The 20,078-nt window shown below is 68.6% G+C and carries 20 protein-coding genes; 11 read left to right on the top strand and 9 right to left on the bottom strand.

Going from position 1 to position 20,078, the window contains the following annotated elements:
- Window positions 1-17 precede the first annotated feature (17 nt).
- From QMO14_RS24270 to cynS, 6 genes are all read left to right on the top strand, one after another.
- Window positions 18-1,220: a PAS domain-containing sensor histidine kinase gene (locus QMO14_RS24270; RefSeq protein ID WP_301510275.1), complete on the top strand. Its 1,203-nt coding sequence runs from the start codon at window positions 18-20 to the stop codon at window positions 1,218-1,220.
- Window positions 1,217-1,885, top strand: a complete 669-nt coding sequence (locus QMO14_RS24275) for a response regulator transcription factor (RefSeq protein ID WP_301510276.1) — start codon at window positions 1,217-1,219, stop codon at window positions 1,883-1,885. The genes QMO14_RS24270 and QMO14_RS24275 overlap by 4 nt, the downstream gene beginning before the upstream one ends.
- A 168-nt stretch (window positions 1,886-2,053) precedes the next feature.
- Window positions 2,054-3,406 carry a CmpA/NrtA family ABC transporter substrate-binding protein gene (locus QMO14_RS24280; RefSeq protein ID WP_301510277.1) on the top strand — a complete coding sequence of 451 codons (1,353 nt, stop codon included), beginning with the start codon at window positions 2,054-2,056 and terminating at the stop codon, window positions 3,404-3,406.
- Between the two features lie 3 nt (window positions 3,407-3,409).
- Window positions 3,410-4,279, top strand: coding sequence for a nitrate ABC transporter permease (gene ntrB / locus QMO14_RS24285; protein ID WP_301510278.1), 870 nt, complete (start codon window positions 3,410-3,412; stop codon window positions 4,277-4,279).
- Window positions 4,280-4,310: 31 nt separating this feature from the next.
- Window positions 4,311-5,153, top strand: coding sequence for an ABC transporter ATP-binding protein (locus tag QMO14_RS24290; RefSeq protein WP_301510279.1), 843 nt, complete (start codon window positions 4,311-4,313; stop codon window positions 5,151-5,153).
- Window positions 5,154-5,201: 48 nt separating this feature from the next.
- A complete protein-coding gene (gene cynS, locus QMO14_RS24295; protein WP_301510280.1) occupies window positions 5,202-5,645 on the top strand; it encodes a cyanase in 444 nt (147 codons plus the stop codon).
- Here the strand turns inward: cynS and QMO14_RS24300 are convergent.
- A complete protein-coding gene (locus QMO14_RS24300) occupies window positions 5,639-6,409 on the bottom strand; it encodes an SDR family oxidoreductase (RefSeq protein ID WP_301510281.1) in 771 nt (256 codons plus the stop codon). The two genes, cynS and QMO14_RS24300, sit on opposite strands and share 7 nt — an antisense overlap.
- A gap of 163 nt (window positions 6,410-6,572) precedes the next feature.
- Window positions 6,573-6,926 (bottom strand): Atu4866 domain-containing protein, encoded by a 354-nt coding sequence (locus QMO14_RS24305; RefSeq protein ID WP_301510282.1) that lies wholly within the window; start codon window positions 6,924-6,926, stop codon window positions 6,573-6,575.
- Between the two features lie 198 nt (window positions 6,927-7,124).
- Here QMO14_RS24305 and QMO14_RS24310 point away from each other — a divergent pair, with 198 nt between their 5' ends.
- A complete protein-coding gene (locus QMO14_RS24310) occupies window positions 7,125-7,688 on the top strand; it encodes a nucleoside 2-deoxyribosyltransferase (RefSeq protein WP_301510283.1) in 564 nt (187 codons plus the stop codon).
- 60 nt (window positions 7,689-7,748) lie between these two features.
- Entirely contained in the window at window positions 7,749-8,627 is an 879-nt protein-coding gene (locus QMO14_RS24315) for an alpha/beta fold hydrolase (RefSeq protein WP_301510284.1), read from the top strand.
- Window positions 8,628-8,696: 69 nt separating this feature from the next.
- Here the strand turns inward: QMO14_RS24315 and QMO14_RS24320 are convergent, their stop codons facing one another.
- From QMO14_RS24320 to QMO14_RS24330, 3 genes are all read right to left on the bottom strand, one after another.
- Window positions 8,697-9,065: a DUF1161 domain-containing protein gene (locus QMO14_RS24320; protein WP_301510285.1), complete on the bottom strand. Its 369-nt coding sequence runs from the start codon at window positions 9,063-9,065 to the stop codon at window positions 8,697-8,699.
- A 26-nt stretch (window positions 9,066-9,091) separates the two neighbouring features.
- The gene (locus QMO14_RS24325; RefSeq protein WP_301510286.1) at window positions 9,092-11,329 is read right to left on the bottom strand and encodes an NADP-dependent isocitrate dehydrogenase; all 2,238 of its coding nucleotides are present in this window, start codon (window positions 11,327-11,329) and stop codon (window positions 9,092-9,094) included.
- 147 nt (window positions 11,330-11,476) lie between these two features.
- The gene (locus tag QMO14_RS24330; protein ID WP_301510287.1) at window positions 11,477-12,406 is read right to left on the bottom strand and encodes a LysR family transcriptional regulator; all 930 of its coding nucleotides are present in this window, start codon (window positions 12,404-12,406) and stop codon (window positions 11,477-11,479) included.
- 117 nt (window positions 12,407-12,523) lie between these two features.
- Here QMO14_RS24330 and QMO14_RS24335 point away from each other — a divergent pair, with 117 nt between their 5' ends.
- Window positions 12,524-13,402, top strand: coding sequence for an oxidoreductase (locus QMO14_RS24335; protein WP_301510288.1), 879 nt, complete (start codon window positions 12,524-12,526; stop codon window positions 13,400-13,402).
- Between the two features lie 13 nt (window positions 13,403-13,415).
- Here QMO14_RS24335 and QMO14_RS24340 read toward each other — a convergent pair whose 3' ends face one another.
- Window positions 13,416-14,054, bottom strand: a complete 639-nt coding sequence (locus tag QMO14_RS24340; protein WP_301510289.1) for an ATP-binding cassette domain-containing protein — start codon at window positions 14,052-14,054, stop codon at window positions 13,416-13,418.
- A gap of 55 nt (window positions 14,055-14,109) precedes the next feature.
- Between QMO14_RS24340 and QMO14_RS24345 the strand changes: the two genes are divergently transcribed.
- On the top strand, window positions 14,110-14,901 hold the full coding sequence (locus QMO14_RS24345; protein ID WP_301510290.1) for a hypothetical protein: 792 nt from the start codon (window positions 14,110-14,112) through the stop codon (window positions 14,899-14,901).
- 16 nt (window positions 14,902-14,917) lie between these two features.
- Here the strand turns inward: QMO14_RS24345 and QMO14_RS24350 are convergent, their stop codons facing one another.
- Window positions 14,918-16,237 (bottom strand): MFS transporter, encoded by a 1,320-nt coding sequence (locus tag QMO14_RS24350; protein WP_301510291.1) that lies wholly within the window; start codon window positions 16,235-16,237, stop codon window positions 14,918-14,920.
- The gene (locus QMO14_RS24355) at window positions 16,237-16,914 is read right to left on the bottom strand and encodes a FadR/GntR family transcriptional regulator (RefSeq protein WP_301510292.1); all 678 of its coding nucleotides are present in this window, start codon (window positions 16,912-16,914) and stop codon (window positions 16,237-16,239) included. The genes QMO14_RS24350 and QMO14_RS24355 overlap by 1 nt, the downstream gene beginning before the upstream one ends.
- Window positions 16,915-17,345: 431 nt before the next feature.
- On the opposite strand from QMO14_RS24355, the gene QMO14_RS24360 reads away from it, so the two are divergent.
- Entirely contained in the window at window positions 17,346-17,474 is a 129-nt protein-coding gene (locus tag QMO14_RS24360; RefSeq protein WP_301510294.1) for a hypothetical protein, read from the top strand.
- Window position 17,475: 1 nt separating this feature from the next.
- On the opposite strand, the gene pbpC is transcribed toward QMO14_RS24360, so the two are convergent.
- Window positions 17,476-19,755, bottom strand: coding sequence for a penicillin-binding protein 1C (gene pbpC, locus QMO14_RS24365; RefSeq protein WP_301510295.1), 2,280 nt, complete (start codon window positions 19,753-19,755; stop codon window positions 17,476-17,478).
- Window positions 19,756-20,078 lie beyond the last annotated feature (323 nt).

Genomic DNA, 20,078 nt, shown 5'->3' on the forward strand with positions numbered 1-20,078 from the left:
TTGCTTGCTTTTGGTGCATGGAGACGCCCTTGCTGAACCCCGCCGCCAGCCACCCGCTGTGGCAGCACCAGCTCGGCCTGCTGCTGGAATCGACGGGCGAGGGCATCTTCGGCATCGACCTCGACGGCCACTGCATGTTCATCAATCGGGCCGGCGCGCAGATGCTCGGCCATGAGGTGGGCGACGTGCTCGGCTCCAACATGCACGAGCTCACGCACCATTCGCACCCCGACGGCTCGCACTACGCCGACACCGACTGCCCCATCTTCAACGCCTTCCGGCGCGGCCTGCCTTGCCGCATCGACACCGAGGTGTTCTGGCGCCGCGACGGCAGCGCCTTCGCGGTCGAGTATTCGAGCCACCCGATCATGGACGGCGCGCAGGTGCGTGGTGCCGTCATCACCTTCGTCGACATCACCGAGCGCCGCCGCCAGGCCGAGGCACTGCAGCAGGCCAAGGACGAGCTCGGCCTGCGCGTGCAGGAGCGAACCCGCGAGCTCAGCGACGCGCTGGCACAGCTGCGCGAGCTTTCCGCGTGGCTCGACAAGGTGCGCGAGGAGGAGCGAACCCGCATCGCACGGGAGGTGCACGACGAACTCGGCAGCCTGCTGGTGGCGCTGAAGATGGACGTCAACTGGATCGGCAAGCGCCTGGGCGAACAGCAGGAGCGCACGCCCGACGCGGCGCAGGCCATGCGCGAGCAGATGCGCTGCAAGTGCTCGAACATGAGCCAGCTCATCGAGCGCGCGGTCGACAACGTGGGGCGCATCATCACCGACCTGCGCCCCAGCATCCTCGACCACCAGGGCCTGTGGGCCGCGCTCGAATGGCAGGCGCACGAGTTCGTGCAGGCGGCCGAGCTGGAGCTGGACTGGCGCTTCGACGTGCCGCCCGGCGTGGAGCTGCCCGAGCCCGCGGCCATCGCGGTGTTCCGCATCTTCCAGGAGATGCTGAGCAACGTCGGGCGCCATGCGAAGGCGAGCAGCCTTTGCATCCGCATCGGCGTGGAGCAGGAGCGGCTGTGCATCAGCGTGCGCGACGACGGCGTCGGCGCGCCGGCGCAAGCCTTCGAGGCCGCAACATCCTACGGTGTGCTCGGCATGCGCGAGCGCGCGCGCCACTTCGGCGGGCGCATCGACATCGAGAGCCGCGTGGGCGAGGGGAGCACCTTCCGCCTGCACCTGCCGCTGCCCGTGGATGCGCACGGAGGCGCGCAATGAGCGACATCCGCGTGCTCATCGGCGACGACCACCGCATCGTGCGCGAGGGCCTGAAGCAGATGCTGGGCGATCTTTCCAACGGCCTGCCCGCGATGGTGGTGCGCGCCGAGGCGCAGACCGGCCCCGAGGTGCTGGAAGCCGTGCAGGCCCTCGGCGGCCCCGAGGGCCTCGACGTGGTGCTGCTCGACATCGCCTTGCCCGGCCGCGACGGGCTCGACGTGCTGCAGGCGCTGCGCAAGCAGTGGCCATCGCTTCCGGTGCTGATGCTGAGCACCTACCCGGAGAGGCAATACGCCGTACGCTGCATCAAGCTGGGCGCATCGGGTTATCTCAACAAGAGCGCCGACGCCGACGACATGGTCGGCGCCGTGCGCAAGGTGGCGGCCGGCGGGCTCTATGTGTCCGCTGCCACGGCCGAGGCACTGGCCACTGCCGTGGGACGAGGCGCCGGGCAGGGCGCCGAGATGCTCTCGCACCGCGAGCACCAGGTGTACCGGCTGCTCAGCGCGGGGCACAGCGTGAGCGAAATCGGTGCGCAGCTGGGCCTGGCGCCCAACACCGTGAGCACATATCGCGCGCGCATCCTCGAGAAGACCGGCACCAAGAACGACGTGGAGCTGGCCCTGTATGCCGAACGCCACGGCAAGCAGGGCTCTCCCGGCTGAAAAAGCCCGAACACGCCACTGGCGCGTACCGGCTTGTAGTGCCAGCCCTACAAGGCCTCGACATCGGCGGCACGATCTGAGGCCGCAGGCTGCGCAATGGCTTCCACAGCGCCTTTCCGGCCCGGCGCTTGCAACGGCGGCTGCATCTTTCCAACGAGGTGCACCACCATGTCCAACCCGCAAGAACCGACCGCCTGCGATCCCTACGATGCCGACCGGCCACTGAACATGCGCTGCGCCTGCGGGCGCGTGCATGGCGCGCAGCGGGCAGGCGTGCTACCGGAGGACAAGCTCGAGGCCAGCCTCATGAAGGCGCTGTTCCCCGTCGACAGCGTGCGGCGCGGCTTCCTGCGCGCAGTGGGCGCGGGCACCGCGCGCGCGGCCATCGCCTCGGTGTTCCCGCTCGGCGCGCTGCAGGCCATGGCGCAGGAGAAGGCGCCGCTGGAGAAGACGAAGCTCAGGATCGGCTTCATTCCCATCACCTGCGCCACGCCGCTCATCATGGCGCACCCGCTGGGCTTCTATCAGAAGCAGGGCCTCGACGTGGAGGTGGTGAAGACGGCGGGCTGGGCGCTCATCCGCGACAAGATGCTCAACAAGGAGTACGACGCCACGCACTTCCTGTCGCCGATGCCGCTGGCCATCTCGATGGGCGCGGGCTCCAACGCGGTGCCCATGAACGTCGCGACCATCCAGAACACCAACGGCCAGGCCATCACGCTGGCCAACAAGCACAAGGACAGGCGCGACCCAAAGACCTGGAAAGGCATGAAGTTCGCCGTGCCCTTCGAGTACAGCATGCACAACTTCCTGCTGCGCTACTACGTTGCGGAAGCGGGCCTGAACCCCGACACCGACATCCAGATCCGCGTGGTGCCACCGCCCGAGATGGTGGCCAACCTGCGCGCCGGCAACATCGACGGCTACCTCGGCCCCGACCCGTTCAACCAGCGCGCGGTGTTCGAGGAGATCGGCTTCATCCACCTGCTCACCAAGGACCTGTGGAACGGCCACCCCTGCTGCGCCTTCGGCACGTCGACCAAGTTCATCGAGAAGAACCCCAACACCTTCGCCGCGCTGGTGCGCTCGGTGCTCACCGCCTCGGCCATGGCACGCGATCCGAAGAATCGCGAGCTCATCGCCAAGGTGATCGCGCCCGCGCAGTACCTGAACCAGCCCGAGACCGTGCTCATGCAGGTGCTCACCGGCAAGTTCGCCGACGGGCTGGGCAACATCCGCACCGTGCCCGACCGCGCCGACTTCGACCCGATCCCCTGGCAGTCGATGGCCGTGTGGATGCTCACGCAGATGAAGCGCTGGGGCTACGTGAAGGGCGACATCAATTACAGGCAGATCGCCGAAAAGGTCTTCCTGCTCACCGACGCGAAGAAGCGCATGAAGGACCTGGGCCAGGCCGTGCCCGATGGCGCCTACCCCAAGTTCACCATCATGGGCAAGGTGTTCGATCCCGCGAAGCCCGACGACTATCTCAAGAGCTTCGCCATCGCGAAGACGGCCTGAGCCATGCGGAAGAAGGCCCTTTCGTTCAAGGCGGCGCTGGTGTCGCTGCTGATGTTCCTGCTGCTCGTCGGCGTGTGGCAGCTGGCGACCGCACCGACCACCGGTGCCTCCGCCGCGACTGGCATGACAGCCGAGCAGATCGAATACCAGAAGATGCTCGGCAAGGACCCGACGCAGGGCCAGGTGAAGAGCTCGGGTTTTCCCACGCCCGCCGAGATGGCCGCCACCGCGTGGAAGCACCTGTCGAATCCGTTCTACGACAACGGCCCCAACGACAAGGGCATCGCCATCCAGCTGGCCTGGTCGCTGGCGCGCGTCGGCCTGGGCTTTGCGCTGGCGTGCGCGGTGGCGGTGCCGCTGGGCTTCGTCATCGGCATGTCGCCGCTGCTGCACAAGGCCTTCGATCCGTTCATCCAGGTGCTCAAGCCGATCTCGCCGCTGGCGTGGATGCCGCTGGCGCTCTACACCATCAAGGACTCGTCGGTCAGCGGCATCTTCGTGATCTTCATCTGCTCGGTGTGGCCGATGCTGCTGAACACCGCCTTCGGCGTGGCCTCGGTCAAGCGCGAGTGGCTCAACGTGGCCAGCACGCTCGAGGTGAAGCCGCTGCGCCGCGCGTTCCGCGTCATCCTGCCGGCGGCGGCGCCCACCATCCTCACGGGCATGCGCATCAGCATGAGCATCGCGTGGCTGGTCATCGTGGCCGCCGAGATGCTGGTGGGCGGCACGGGCATCGGCTACTTCGTGTGGAACGAGTGGAACAACCTGTCGCTCACCAATGTGATCTTCGCGATCCTGCTGATCGGCGTGGTGGGCATGCTGCTCGACCAGGCCTTCGCGGCGCTGCAGCGGAAGGTGACCTATGTGGAGTGAGCGCGCCGTTCTTCCGGCCCGAGGTGAAGCCATGACCCAGCCCGTCGTTTCCGCCGCCGCCGTGGAGGCGCCGGGCGCCCGCGGCTTCCTGCGCGTGGAGGGTCTGGCCAAGGCCTTCGTGCCCGCGCGGCCCGTGTTCGCCGACGTGTCGTTCACGCTCGAGCGCGGCGAGTTCGTCTGCATCATCGGCCACTCGGGCTGCGGCAAGACCACCATCCTCAACGTGCTGGCGGGCCTGGACCAGGCCAGCGCGGGCCACGTCTTCATGGACGGGCGCGAGGTGGCCGGCCCCAGCCTGGAGCGCGGCGTGGTGTTCCAGAGCCACGCGCTCATGCCGTGGCTCACCGTGCGCAGGAACATCGCCTTCGCCGTGGTCTCGCGCTGGCCCGGGTGGTCGGCGGCGCAGGTCGATGCGCAGGTGGAGCGCTTCGTCGCCATGGTCGGCCTGCAGGCGGCCATCGACAAGAAGCCCTCGCAGCTCTCGGGCGGCATGAAGCAGCGCGTGGGCATCGCGCGCGCCTTTGCCATCAGCCCCAAGATGCTGCTGCTCGACGAGCCCTTCGGCGCGCTCGATGCGCTCACGCGCGGCACCATCCAGGACGAGCTGATGGCCATCGTGCGCCAGACGCAGCAGACCGTCTTCATGATCACGCACGACGTGGACGAGGCCATCCTGCTGGCCGACCGCATCCTGCTGATGAGCAACGGCGCCGACCTGCCGCAGGGCGGCTGGCGCGCGGGGGACATCGTCGAGACGGTGGTCAACCCGCTGCCGCGCGAGCGCACGCGCGCGTCGCTGCACCACCTCGACGGCTACTACGCGCTGCGCAACCACATCGTCGATTTCCTCGTCACGCGCGCGAAGGCTGCGTGACCTCGTCTTCACCCTTCATCACGTTCATTTCAATCAGGAGCAAACCCCATGAACCGCAACGACGTCACCGAGAAGATCATCGCCACCAAGGTCGGCAAGGGCATCCAGTGGGCCGACGTGGCGAAGAAGGTAGGCCTCTCGAAGGAGTGGACCACCGCCGCCTGCCTCGGCCAGATGACCCTCGACGACAGGCAGGCGAAGATCATCGGCAAGATCTTCGGCCTCACCGCCGAGGAGCAGAAGTGGCTGAAGGTGGTGCCCTACAAGGGCTCGCTGCCCACCCCGGTGCCCACCGATCCGCTCATCTACCGCTGGTACGAGGTGGTGAGCGTGTACGGCACCACCATCAAGGAACTGATCCATGAAGAATTCGGCGACGGCATCATGAGCGCCATCGACTTCAGCATGGACATCCAGCGCGAGGCCGACCCGAAGGGCGACCGCGTCAACGTGGTGCTGTCGGGCAAGTTCCTGCCCTACAAGACCTACTGAGCGTATTCGGCCGGCCGCGGCCTCTGCTGCTGATGCTGCCTGGCGGGCGGGCGCATCGCACCGGCCGTGATGCCGTAGCCCTCGATGGCGCCCGCGATCGAGCGCGCCACCGCATCCACCGGCACCGCGATGCGCCGGTTGGTGCGCATGCGCTCGCGCGCGTAGCTGGCCGCGATGCGCTCGGCCAGCGGATCGATGGGGCCGTGCACGTCGGGGCTCACCACCGTCACGTGCAGCCGGCCGGCATGCTCCTGCCGCAGGCCCTCGGAGATCGCGTTCACCGCGTACTGCGTGCCGTGGTAAACCGCCGAGCCCGGCGACAGCCCGTGCATCGCCACCGGCGCCACGTTCACGATGTGGCCCCAGCCCTGCTCCTGCATCGTCGGCAGCACCGCCGCGATGCCCAGCAGCACGCCGCGCAGGTTCACGTCGATCATGAGCTCCCACTCCTCGATCTTGCGGTTCCACAGCGGCGACATCGGCATCACGCCCGCGGCGTTGACGAGCACGTCGATCTGCTCGTGCGTCTCGAGTGCGAACTCGGCGAAGGCTTCCATGTCGGGCCGGTGCGTCACGTCGAGCCGCTGGAAGCTCGCCGTGCCGCCCGTGGCCGTGATCTCCGCCGCGAGCGCCTCCAGCCTGTCGGTGCGGCGCGCACCGAGCACCACCTTGGCGCCGCGCCGCGCAAGCAGCCTGGCGGTCGCTTCGCCGATGCCGCTGCTCGCGCCGGTGATGAGTACGACTTTTTCCTGGATCGTGGTCATGGTGAACTCCTCGTGCTGATCTGTCTGCCGTGGGGCGCACACTGGAATGAGCGTGGGCCGGGCATGCGGAGAAGTGTGCGTTTTCGCAAGCCGGAAGCGGTAGACGAATCGAACGCGGTTTTTGCCTGATCCTGCAAAACACGCGGGCCGCTGCTTCTGCCGTTCAGCGCGGCGTAGTGCTTTCGCGGTAGAGCACCATGCCCGCGTGGTACAGCACGCCGTCGCGGAACTCGCCGTCGGCCGTGAAGCCGGTGTCGTCGACGTAGTCGATGTGGTTGCCCTTGAGCCTGTAGCTGCCCTGGTAAGCGCTCTGACGCGTGCCGCGCGCCTCGTCGTATCGGCCGTTGGGGAGCAGTTCGTGGCGGATGTGGCCGTCTTGTGTCACCCACATGCCCACGAAGCGGTTCGGGTCTTCGAGCAGCCTGGGGCGTTGCTGTTGTGCCTGCGAAGGGCCCGAGGCCATGGCAAGCGATAGCGAGAGCGCGGTGAGTGCGCCAGTGCGATGTGCGGTATTCATGGTGCGCCTTGGTTCGTGGATGGAGCGTCCATTCTTGAAAAAGGCGCGGGCGGGGCGTTAGTCGCTTCGTGCGAGTTTCTTGCCTGATTCCCCGAAGCCGCAGCGTCTGGTGCGGCGGGCCGATGCATCCATCGGTAATTCGCTTTGCACGATGTCGCAAGGATTGAGCAAGAGCCCGAAATCGCCGATGCTGCGCCGATGGACAACCAGTCGCCCCGGAACACGGCCCGCCTGCGCATCTACCTTGCGGGGCCGGACGTCTTTCGCCCCGACGCGAGGGCGCATTTCGTGAGGCTGTCGGGCGCCTGCGAGGCAGCGGGCCTCGCGGCCCTGCTGCCGGCCGACGGTAACGAAGAGCTGAGCTCCGAGGCGCCCGAGAAGCAGATCTACGAAGCCAACATGCAGCGGCTTCGCGGCGCCGACGGCGTCGTCGCCAATCTCGCGAGCTTCAGGGGCATGGAGCCCGATTCCGGCACCGTGTTCGAGGTCGGCGCGGCGATCGCGCTGGGCATCCCGGTCGTGGCCTATGGCGTGCCCGAAGGCAGCTACGCAGACCGCGTGCGCGCCGCGCTGCCATGCGAAGTCGACGCGAACGGCGTGCTGCGCGAAGCCGGCACCGGCATCGCGGTCGAGGACTTCGGTCAGCAGCTGAACCTGATGCTGGCATGCTCGATCCACATCGAGCCTACGCCGGAGGCGGCGTTGAAGAAGATGGCGGAAGTGCTGGCTGTCCACCACGCGACAAAAGCAGGAAACCCCTGATCGAAGCGCCGCGCGCCAGCCCCTACGATCTGCTCCATCGATCACTGAATGGAGCACTGCATGCCGACCACCGAGACCCACTTCGAGCTCACCGCCAACGACGGCGTCACGGTGGAGGTCCATCGGTGGCTGGGCACGGCGACAGCGTCGCGCGCCATCGTGCAGCTGGCACACGGCATGGGCGAGCATTCGCTGCGCTACCGGCACTTGGCCGAATCACTGGTGCGCGCGGGGTACGTGGTCTATGCGAACGAACATCGCGGCCATGGCAAGGGTGCGCAGGCGCGCGGCGAGCTGGGCGAGTTCGGGCCGCGCGCATTCGCCGGGCTGGTGGACGACATGGCGCTGCTGAGCCGCCATGTGCGCGGCGTGCACCCCGGGCTGCCGCTGATCCTGCTGGGCCACAGCATGGGTTCGTTCGCGCTGCAGTACTACCTCGTCGAGCACGGTTCGCTGCTCGCGGGCGCGGCGCTGTCGGGCACCTCGGCGCTCGACCTGCTGGGCACCGCCCTGCAGTCGGGCTTCAAGCTGGAAGACATGAACGCCGCGCTGCCCGACGTGCGCACGCCCTTCGACTGGCTCAGCCGCGATCCCGCGCAGGTCGATGCGTACATCGCCGATCCGCTGTGCGGTTTCACGGTTTCGCCGGAGGGGCTGGGTTCGATGTTCGCGAAGCTGGACGCCCTCACGCCCGAGGCGATGCGCAAGACCATCCGTCCCGAGCTGCCCCTGTACCTGTTCATCGGCGGCGAAGACCCGGTGAGCAACAAGGCCCAATGGTTCTATCCGCTGGTGGAGCGCTACCGCGAGGCGGGGCTGCGCGACGTGTCGTGCCACGTGTTCGGCGGCGCGCGCCACGAGGCGCTGAACGAGACCAACCGCGACGAGGTCGAAGCGGTGCTGCTCGCGTGGATCGCGCGGGTGGTGGCACAGGGCTGAACAGCCGGAAGAGTCCGGCCGCAAGAATGGATGGGGCAGGGCCGGGCGGCAGGTGCCGCCGGGTTGCTGCTACTGCTTTCTGCAGTCGCCCATGGTCACGGTGCCGTCCTTGCACTCGGTGAGCATGGGTTCGTCCGTGCCCTGCGCCGGGGCCGGCGTCGGCGCAGATGCAGGGGCAGATGCAGGAGCAAGGGCAGCCCCCGCGTCCTTCAGATAGACGACTTTCTTCGTGCCGAGCTCGCAGCTGCCCACCACCTGGCCGTTCGCCGATGCGTTGGCATCGACGACGGTGACGGTGAAGCGTGCCACGCCGGCCGCGGCGATCTTCTGTTCGATGCGGGTGCGCAGCGCTTCGCAGTCCTCGGCCGCATGGGCAGCGCCCGCTACGCCGGCCAGGGCCAGCGCGACGGGGAGCATTGCGAGCCAGGACTTCTTCATGACCATTGCCACCCGCACGATCCGGATCAGCCTTGCGCCGAAGCCAGCGCCGCGTTCAGCGTGGCGCTCGGACGCATGATGGCTTCGAACTTGGCGGGGTCGGCCAGGTAGTAGCCGCCGATGTCCACCGGCTTGCCCTGCACGGCCGCGAGTTCGTCGACGATCTTCTTCTCGTTGGCGGTGAGGGTCTCGGCCAGCTTCGTGAAGGCGGCCTGCAGTTCCTTGTCCTCGGTCTGCGCGGCCAGTTCCTGTGCCCAGTACATCGCCAGGTAGAACTGGCTGCCGCGGTTGTCGAGCTGGCCGGTCTTGGGCGAGGGGTTCTTGTTGTTGTCGAGCAGCTTGCCGGTGGCGGTGTCCAGCGTCTTGGCCAGGATGGCGGCCTTCTTGTTGTTCGTCTTCAGGCCCAGGTCTTCCAGGCTCACGGCCAGCGCGAGGAATTCGCCCAGCGAGTCCCAGCGCAGGTGGTTCTCTTCCACCAGCTGCTGCACGTGCTTGGGAGCCGAGCCGCCCGCGCCGGTCTCGTACATGCCGCCGCCGGCCATCAGCGGAACGATGGACAGCATCTTGGCCGAGGTGCCCAGTTCCATGATGGGGAACAGGTCGGTCAGGTAGTCGCGCAGGATGTTGCCGGTGGCGCTGATGGTGTCCAGGCCGCGGACCACGCGCTCCAGCGTGTAGCGCATGGCGCGCACCTGGCTCATGATCTGGATGTCCAGGCCCGTGGTGTTGTGCTCGTGCAGGTACATCTTGACCTTGGTGATCAGCTGCGCCTCGTGCGGACGGTAGGCGTCGAGCCAGAACACCACCGGCATGCCGGAGTTGCGCGCGCGGTTGACGGCCAGCTTGACCCAGTCGCGGATCGCGGCGTCCTTGACCTGGCACATGCGCCAGATGTCGCCTTGCTCCACGTCTTCGCTCATCAGCACTTCGCCGGTGTCCAGGTCGGTGATGTTGGCGACGCCGTCTTCGGGAATCTCGAAGGTCTTGTCGTGCGAGCCGTATTCCTCGGCCTTCTGCGCCATCAGGCCCACGTTGGGCACCGTGCCCATGGTCTTGGGGTCGAAGGCGCCGTGCCACTTGCAGAAGTTGATGATCTCCTGGTAGATGCGGGCGAAGGTCGATTCGGGCATCACGGCCTTCACGTCCTTCAGGCGGCCGTCGGCGCCCCACATCTTGCCGCCGTTGCGGATCATGGCGGGCATCGAGGCGTCCACGATCACGTCGTTGGGCGAGTGGAAGTTGGTGATGCCCTTGGCCGAGTCGACCATCGCCAGCTCGGGGCGGTTCTCGTGGCAGGCGTGCAGGTCGCGCTTGATCTCGTCCTGGGTGCTCTGCGGCAGCGTGGCGATCTTGTTGTAGAGGTCGACCATGCCGTTGTTGACGTTGATGCCCAGCTCGTCGAACAGCTTGCCGTGTTTCTCGAAGGCTTCCTTGTAGAAGATCTTCACGCAGTGGCCGAACACGATGGGGTGCGAGACCTTCATCATGGTCGCCTTGACGTGCAGCGAGAACATCACGCCGGTCTTGTGCGCGTCTTCGATTTCCTTTTCATAGAAGGCCAGCAGCGCCTTCTTGCTCATGAACATGGAGTCGATGACCTCGCGGTCGAGCAGGGCGACCTTGGGTTTGAGCACGATGGTCTTGCCGCTCTTGGTGATCAGTTCCATCTTGACGTTGCGGGCGCGGTCCAGGGTCATGGACTTTTCGCCGTGATAGAAGTCGCCGCCGTGCATGTGCGAGACGTGCGAGCGCGATGCCTGGCTCCACTCGGCCATGCTGTGCGGGTTCTTGCGCGCGTATTCCTTGACGGCCTTGGGCGCGCGGCGGTCGGAGTTGCCTTCGCGCAGCACGGGGTTCACGGCGCTGCCGGTGCACTTGTTGTAGCGCGCGCGGATGTCCTTGTCCTCGTCCGTGGTCGGGTTCTCGGGGTAGTCGGGGATCTTGTAGCCCTTGCCCTGCAGTTCCTTGATGGCGGCCTTGAGCTGGGCCACCGAGGCGCTGATGTTGGGCAGCTTGATGATGTTGGCTTCGGGCTTGAGCGTGAGCTTGCCCAGTTCGGCGAGGTTGTCGGGCACCTTCTGCTCGTCGCTCAGGTAGTCGGGGAACTCGCCCAGGATACGGGCCGCCACCGAGATGTCGCTGGTCTCGACGTTGATCCCGGCCGGATTCGTGAAGGCGCGGATGATGGGCAGAAACGCGTAGGTCGCCAGCAGGGGCGCCTCGTCGGTGAGGGTGTAGACGATGGTGGGTTGCTTCGAGCTCATGCGCTTGCTTCCGTAGATCCTGGTTGTCGGGTTGGCTGGAACTTCCGGCGGCCGGGGGGTGGCCCGTTTTTGCCGGAGCCCCCGATTGTCGCCCGCCGGGACCGTGTTTCGCCATGCGGGTTACCAAGCCCCGCCCGGGAGCGAGTCTTAACGGGGCTCCAGCTGGCCGGAAACGGCCTTTTCGAGCATTTCCCGGGCCAGGTCGACGAACGCGCGCAGCTTGGGCGCCTGCGCCGCGCGGCGGGGGAAGTACAGGAACAGGCCCGGCTCCCCGAAGGCCGAGCGCGGCAGCAGCTGGCGCAGCCGGCCATCGCGCAGCTCGGCGCGCACCAGCGGCTCGAAGATGTAGGCGATGCCCACGTCGGCCAGCGCCAGGTCGCGGGCGTAGAGCGCGTCGGTGACCCGCACCGTGCCCGGCACCTCGACCGAAACGTGGGCGCCAGCTTTGTCGCGCAGATCCCAGGCGTACACGCCGCCCGAGGTCACGAAGCGGAAGCCGATGCAGTTGTGCTGCTGCAGCGCCTCGATGCTGCGCGGCTCGCCGGCCGTGGCCAGGTAGCGCGGCGTGGCCACCATGATGGCCTCGAAGGGCGGGGTGAGCCGCACCGCCACCATGTCCTGCGCGACGGTGTGGCCCAGGCGCACGCCGGCGTCCTGGCCACTGGCGACGATGTCGGCCAGGCCGTCGTCGCAGGTGATCTCGATCACCAGCTCCGGGTGGCGGCGCGACATTTCGGCCACCAGCGGCGTCATGACCAGTGGCAGCGCCACGTGGGGCGCGTTGATGCGCAGCACGCCGCTCACCCGCCCCAGCGACTCGCCGAAGCGGTCCACCGCGTCGGCGATCTCGCCCATGGCCGGGGCCAGCATGCCGATGAAGCTGGCGCCGGCCTCGGTCAGCCGCACGCTGCGGGTGGTGCGCGCGAAGATCGGCTGGCCCAGGTGGTCCTCGACCGCGCGCACCGCGTGGCTCACGGCCGAGGCGCTCATGCCCAGCTCGGCCGCCGCGGCGGCGAACCCGCCGCGCCGGTGCACCGCCAGCACGATGGCGAGATGCGGGAGCAGGGTGCGGTCCATTCATGCACTGTATCGCACAGTGCATTCGATTTGAACCGGCTAGTCGTTGAATGTGTTTGCTGGAACAGTCACGCCATGCCTTCACGGCAACCCTCAACACCCCAAGGAGCCAACGCCATGTCCACCACCGCCAACACCTCCAGCAACAGCGCCTCGCAGATCCGCCAGACCTGGTTCATCACCGGCGCCGCCTCCGGCTTCGGCCACGCCTTCGCCGAGCACGCGCTGGCCATGGGCCACAACGTGGTCGCCACCGCCCGCGATGCCGGGCGCCTCGCCGACCTCGTGGCGCTGGCACCCGACCGCGTGCTGGCCACGCCGCTCGACGTGGACGCGGCCGGCGCCGCCGAAGCCGCCGTCGAGGCCGCGGTGGCGCGCTTCGGCCGCATCGACGTGCTCGTGAACAACGCGGGCTATGGCGTGGTGGGCGCGCTGGAGGAAACCTCCGATGCCGATCTGCGTGCGCTGATGAACACCAACTTCTTCGGCGCCATGGCCGTCACCCGCGCCGCGTTGCCGGTGCTGCGCGCACAGAAGTCGGGCGCCATCGTGAACATCTCCAGCCTCGGCGGGCAGCTGTCGTTCGCGGGCTTCAGCGCGTATTCGGCCTCCAAGTTCGCGCTGGAAGGCGCCTCGGAAGCGCTGGCGCAGGAGGTCGCACCCTTCGGCATCAAGGTGCTGATCGTCGAACCGGGCCAGTTCCGTACCCAGCTCGCGGGCAGCGGCATGCGCCACATGCCGGTGATCGAGGCCTATCAGCCGGTGGTGGGTGCCACGCGCGAGTTCGCGCACAGCATGCACAACACGCAGGCAGGCGATCCGCGCAAGGCGGCGGTGGCCATCGCGAAGGCGCTGCAAGCCGAGAACACGCCGCTGCGCCTGCCGCTGGGCGGCGACTCGGTCGACGCGGTGCGCGCCCATGCGCAGGCGATGCTCAAGGACATGGAAGCCTGGGAAGCCCTGAGCCGCAGCACCGACTTCGACGCCGCGGCCTGAAGGCAGGCAGGCATCAGGCCAGCGGCAGTTCGATGGTGGCCGCCAGCGGAACGGTGTCGATGCGCGCCGCGCTGGCCACGATCACCGCCTGCCTCACCTGCGCCGCGAAGCCCGAGAGCGTGGCCCACAGGCAGCGCGTCGAGGGCATGTCCAGGCCGGCGGTCGGCTCGTCGAGCAGTATGAGCGGGCGGCCCGACGCCAGCCCGGCGGCCATCCACACCTTGCGCTTCGAGCCGGTGGAGAGCATGAACATCTTCTTGTCCAGGTGCGGCGCCAGCGAGAAGCCGTCGGCGATGGCCTGCCACTTCGCTTCGTCGAAGCCCGCGTCGCCCTCGACGAGCGAAGCCGTGCATTCGCGCGCGCTGATCTGATCGAAGCGATCGGTCACCGGGTCGACGAAGAACACCTGGCGGCGGTAGGCCTCGGGCGCGGCGTCGAGGCTCACGTCCGCCACGGTCAGCCGACCGGCGGAGGCGGGCAGCGCGCCGGCGATCACCTGCAGCAGGGCTGACTTGCCCGTGCCGGTATCGCCGTAGAGCAGCGTGACGCCCGGGCCGACGGATGCGTTCCAGCCGGACACCAGCGCGGGTTGGTCGGGGTAGGCGAAGCGCAGCGCGTCGATCCGGAGGAGGGCGGGAGAAGAAGGATTCATGGTCGCGTGCGACTTTATCAACCAGGCGCCCCGCCGGTGGCTACCATCCGGCTCCATGAGAAAACTGCCGCTCCTGCTCGCCCTGCTGCCGTTCGCCGCCCCGGTGCTTGCCGCTCCCGATCTTTCCGCGCCGTCGGCGCAGGTGTTCGATGCGGTGAAGAAGCCCGATTCGCTCGATGCGCAATGGCGCGCGCGCTTGTGCGCACTGCTGCCGCAGCCCTGCAACGCGCAGCAACTGGGCCTTTACCGTCCGCGCGGCGCCGCGCCCGGCGACTACGTGGTGCTCTCCGCCGAACCGCTGGCCATGGCGCGCGTCAGGCGGGACGCCGGCGACGCGAAGGGCTGGCGGCTCGCTCGCCTCCACGATTTCTCCGACTACGCGCAGGCCCTGAAGAAAGGCAGCGACGCCAGCCGGTCCGAGGCGCGTCTCTCGCTCGCGCCGGCGCTCTATCCGGTGGCCGAGGGCAAGTGGGCAGCGGCGGTGCTGCGGACGGTGTCTGAAGGCTATTCGGGCGGCGGCGCCTCGTTCGACACCGCCGACTTCGTGCCGCTCGAAGGCGGCAAGGCGGTGCAGGAGGGCATTCCGTTCTCGTGCTCCAAGATGATCCGCGCCTGCTTCAGCGAGAAGGAATACAAGACTTCGAAGCACTGCCACGACGAGAGCTTCGGCAGCCTGCGCATCGCCTATGGCGAGACTTTCAAGCCCGGCGCCCCGTACGACTGGCAATACACCTGGGTGCAGACCGAGTGGCCGCAGAACGAGCCGCGCAGCGTGGCGACCACCACGCGCGTGCTGTTCACCGCGAAGACCACCGAGCGCGCGGGCTTCTGCGGCGGGCCGCAGTAGGCAGCGGGCCCGCGCCTCAGCGGCGCGGCACGGTCGTCGTGCCCACGTGCATCGTGCGTCCTGCCCCCAGCCCCGCGATCACGAGCGCGATGCCCAGGCCGATGAAGAGCCACGACGAGGCGCGGAAGCTGCCCGTCCAGCCGTGCAGCAGCCCGGCCACCAGCGGCCCGAAGGCCGCCACCATGTAGCCGACGCCCTGCGCCATGCCCGAGAGATGCGCGGCCACGTGCGAGTCGGGCGAGCGCAGCACGATCATCGTGAGCGCCAGCGCGAAGGTGCCGCCCTGCGCAATGCCCAGCAGCACCGCCCAGGCCCAAACGCCGAAGAAGCCGTCCAGCGGCGCGAACAGCATCGCCAGCATCGCGCCCACCGTGAGCAGCGCCAGCGCGACCGCCAGGCCGCGCTGGTTGCGCAGCCGCACCGCCAGCGCCGGCACCACGAGGCAGGTCACCACCTGCGTCATGACCGACAGCGACACCACGTAGCCGGCCGTCTCGCTGCCCAGCCCGCGCTCGCGCAGGATCGGCGCGAGCCAGCCCATCACGATGTAGGCGAGGGCAGACTGCAGGCCCATGAAGAAGGTGACCTGCCAGGCAAGCCTGTCGCTCCAGAGGCCGCGCACGGTGAAGCCCGATTCGCTCGCCACCGGCTTCAGCGGCAGCGCCTGCGGCGCCCAGATCAGCGTGACCAGCGCGGCCGGCAGCGCCCACATCGCCAGCGCCATGGTCCAGCCGCCGCCCAGCGCGTGCTCGATGGGCACCGTGAAGCCGGCCGCGCTGGCCGCGCCGCCGCACACGGCCATCGTGTAGAGGCCCATCATCAGCGCCGCCCGAGAGGCGAAGTCGCGCTTCACCAGGCCCGACAGCAGCACGTTCGACACCGCGATGCCGCTGCCCGCGATGGCCGAGGCCAGGAACAGCAGCGGGATGTTGCCGGTGCCGCGCAGCACCGTGCCGACCAGGATGAGCACCATGCAGCCGAGCAGCGTGCGCTCGGTGCCGAAGCGCCGGCCCAGGCCCGGCGCGAGCGGCGCGAACACGCCGAGGCAGACGATCGGCAGCGTGGTCAGCAGGCTCGCGGCGGTGGCGGAAAGGCCCGTGGCCTTGATGATTTCCGGCAGCACCACCGAGAGGCTGGCGAACACCGGGCGCAGGTTGAAGGCGATCAGCACCACGCTGGCGCCGAGCAGGATGCGGCGCGCAAGCGTTGGCGCCGGCGTGGGCCGCGGCGCTGGCAGGCTGTCGGCCTCGGCGTCGATCAGCAGTTCGTCGCCGCCGTGGCGGGCGGATGCGGGTGTGGAAGCGGCGTTGCCGCGCGCGAGGGTGGCCGAATTCATCACGAGCCCAGTGCCAGCGCGTTGATCATCGGCGCCAYGAAGGCGCGAACTGCCGCGGCGGCCATGTCGGGGTCGCGGCTGGCAATTCCTTCGATGATGGCGCGGTGCGCCGCCTCGTCGGGCTCGGGCAGGGCGTTGCCCAGCGAACTCGCGATGGTTTCCTTGATGTAGCCGGTGATGAAGCGGCAGGTCTCGGCCAGCGCGAGGTTGCCCGACACGTCGACGATGGCGAGGTGGAAGGCGAGATCGCGCTCGACGAAGGCGGCACCGTTGTCCGCAGGGTCGAAGCTGCCGCGCTTGTCCAGCAGCACGTGCAGGCGGCGCAGGTCGCGCGCCGTGTGGCGCACCGCGGCGAGCCGGGCGGCTTCCACCTCGAGCGCGCGGCGCACCTCGAACTGGTCGCGCAGGCTGGCGAGCCGCATCTTCTGCAGGCTGGAAGACGGATCGAAGCCCGAGCGCACATAGGTGCCGGAGCCCTGGCGCACTTCGAGCAGGCCGCGCGAAACCAGCGTCTTGACCGCCTCGCGCACCGTGCCCCGGCTCACGCCGAGCAGCTGCGCTAGCTGCGGCTCGATCGGAATGCGCGAACCGACGGCCCAGCGGCCGGCGGAAATCTCGGCGCGGATGCTGTCGGCGGCGGTGTCTGCAAGGGAAGTACGGGGGGCTTGGGCGAGCATCAGGAGAGGTTGGTCATTCAATGATTGGATGAATTTTGCCCCTAAACAGAAACCGGACTCTACACGCGGCGATTGACCTGGACTGCGCCTTTACAAATGCCGGGGGCACCCCCCCCTTTCGCGCTGACCGAGGAAGGCCGGGAGTTCCTGGCGGCGGTCCGGCATGCGCTGACGATCCTTGCGACGCCATGCTCAATCTCTCGTCCGACGGCGGCCGCATCATGGGGCGGTTGCGCATCGCCGTGCCCCACCACTGGGCCGCGAGCTGCTGACGAGCCGCCTGCCCGCGGTCATGACTGCCTATCCGCGGCTGGAGGTGACGGTCGAGACCGGCAAGGACAGCGCCGACCTGCCGCGCGACGCGGCCGACGCTGCTGCCGCAGTCGCTGCCGCAGTCGCTGGCGCGGCCGCAGACCGACGGCAAGACGCTGATGCCGGTGCTGCCCTCGCTGGAGCCGAAGCCCCACGACATCCACCTGAGCTACCTGCCCGCGCGTCGCAACACGCCGAGGATCCGGACCTTCGTCGACTACTTCCTCGACCTGTCCAGGGCGTCCTGAATCAGCGCCGCACGCTGTTGCCGCCGCCGTTGTTCTTCGCCACCACACCCGCGCCGCGCACCTCGAGCCGGCGCTGGTCGACCACCTTGCCGCTGGCGTCCACCAGCTCGATCACATGGCGCCCCGGCCATGGAAACCACTGCACGCTGTTGCCGCGCGCCAGCGGCTTGCCATCGATGCGCCAATGCACGCTCCGGCCTTCGGCATCGAAGCGCACGCGCTGCCGCTGGGGCGGAATGTCGGGGTCCAGCGCGATGATGGTGCCGTCGGCCGGTGCCGTGATGCGCGCCGAAGTGGAAGCACTTCCCGCCATGCCGGTGTCGAGCGCGAAGAGCGGCTGCTCCGTGCCCTGCAGGAACCACTCGCTGCGCGAGGCCTCCAGCGGATTGCCATCGGCGCCGGGGCCGAAGCTCACCTGCGTCTCGACCAGGCCCGCGGGCGGCATCGGCGCGCGGCTCGGCTCGCGCGAGTGCAGGAAGCGCATCACCTCGGCCCACACAGGCGCCGCGCCGCTGGTGCCGCTCACGTCCCACATCGACTCGCCGCTGGCGTTGCCCACCCATACGCCCACCGTGTAGCGCTGCGACCAGCCCACGGCCCAGTTGTCGCGCATGTCCTTGCTGGTGCCGGTCTTCACGGCCGTCCAGAAGCGGGTGGAAAGAATGCTGTCGAGCCCGAAGGTGCGGCTGCGCGCATTCGGGTCGGAAAGAATGTCGCCGACGATGAAGGCCGCGCGCGGGTCGAGTACCGGCGGCTGCGAGGCAGCAGCGGCTTTCGGCTTTTCCACGGGCCGCACGGTCAGCGTCGTCGTTGCGTAGCGACCGCCGTTGGCCAGCATGCGGTAGGCGTTGGTGAGCGACAGCAGCGACACCTCGGCGCTGCCGAGCGCGAGGCTGTAGCCGTAGTAGTCGCCGCTCTCGCGCAGCGGCAGTCCTGCGGCGCGCAGTTCGCGCGCGAAGGCCTCGGGCGAGACCATCACGAGCGTGCGCACCGCCGGCACGTTGAGCGATGCGGCCAGCGCGGTGCGCGCCGACACCGGCCCCTTGAAGCGGCGGTCGTAGTTCTGCGGAATGTAGAGGCCGCTGGCGGTGCTGATCTGCGCCGACGAGTCCTCGATCAGCGAGGCCGCCGTGATGCGCTTCTCGGCGATCGCCTGGCCGTAGAGCAGCGGCTTGAGCGTGGAGCCCGGCTGCCGCAGCGCGGTGACGCCGTCGACCTCCGCGGCCTGGCTCAGCGGACCGGAGGAGCCGACCCAGGCGAGCACTTCGCCGGTCGCGTTGTCGAGCACGACGAGCGCGCCGTCTTCCACGTGCCGGTCGCGCAGTTCGCGCAGGTGACGCTGCAGCGTGTCGAGCGCGAAGCGCTGCAGCGGCGCACGCAGGGTGGTGCGCACGCCGGCTTCCTTGTTGTCTTTCTCCCTCCCCCGCTGGGGGAGGGCCGGGGTGGGGGCTGCCCCCGCGTTCGCGTCTCGCATCTCGCGCAGCACGCGCCGCGCGGCATGCGGCGCGATCCCTTCGCTCGGCTCGAAGGCCCGCCGCTGCACCGCCGCGCTGGTGAACATGTCCAGCGCCTCGCAGTCGGTCTTCTGTTGCGGCTCCATGGTGCGCAGCACTTCGCAGGCGCGTTGCGCCACCACGGCGGGCTTGGCGTTTGGCGCGCGCACGAGCGCCGCCGCCACGCTGGCCTCGCGCGCGTCGAGCCCGCTGGGCGCCTTGCCGAAGAGCGTGCGCGAGAGCGCGTCGATGCCCACGATCTCGCCGCGGAACGGCACGGTGTTGAGGTACGCCTCCAGGATCTGGTCCTTGCGCCAGTTGCGCTCCAGCTGCGCGGCCGCCACCGTCTGCCCGATCTTCTGCGTGAAGCTGCGCCCGCCCGAATTGCGGCGCAGGTCCTCGTCGAGCAGGCCCGACAGCTGCATCGTGATGGTCGAGGCTCCGCGCGTGCGCGTGTTCCAGAGATTGCCCCAGGCGGCGGCCGAGACCGCGCGCCAGTCGATGCCGCTGTGCTCGTAGAAGCGCTTGTCCTCGCTCAGCACCATGGCCGTGCGCAGCGCGGGCGACACGTCGGCCAGCGCGGTCCACTGGCCGCGCCGCACCGTGGGGTCGGTGCGCACGCGCTGCAGCAGCTCGCCGTTGCGGTCGAGCACGGCGGTGTCGGACGAGCGGAAATCGCGCTTCACTTCCTCGAAGCTCACCACGGCCCCGGCCGGATGCGCCCACGCCGCGGCGATCAGCAGGGCTGCGAGGGTCTTGCGGGAGAAAACGAAGGACGTGGGCTGCATCGGGCGTGGAAAGAACCGGTATCCAAAAGCAAAAGCGTGGGCGCCGACATTCTCTCTCGCCGGTGCACCACGGGAACCGCGCCTACTGCGCAATCAGCTGCGCGCCGCCTTGCGGCTTCTGCGTCCCGGGGCAGAGTCAGGATCGTGTTCCACATCCGGTAACGAACTTCACGCGAGGGCTTCAACACGGAAACCCGGCGCGTACCGGCGTGGCCTTCAATGCACTACCGGCTCGCAGGAGGCGAACCCCGGTTTCACAAACACTCCAAGGAGAACTTGCATGACGAAGACATTGGCGATCCTGCTGGCCGCATCGGCCATCC

This window comes from Variovorax sp. CAN15 (assembly GCF_030462475.1).
Taxonomy (GTDB): domain Bacteria; phylum Pseudomonadota; class Gammaproteobacteria; order Burkholderiales; family Burkholderiaceae_C; genus Variovorax.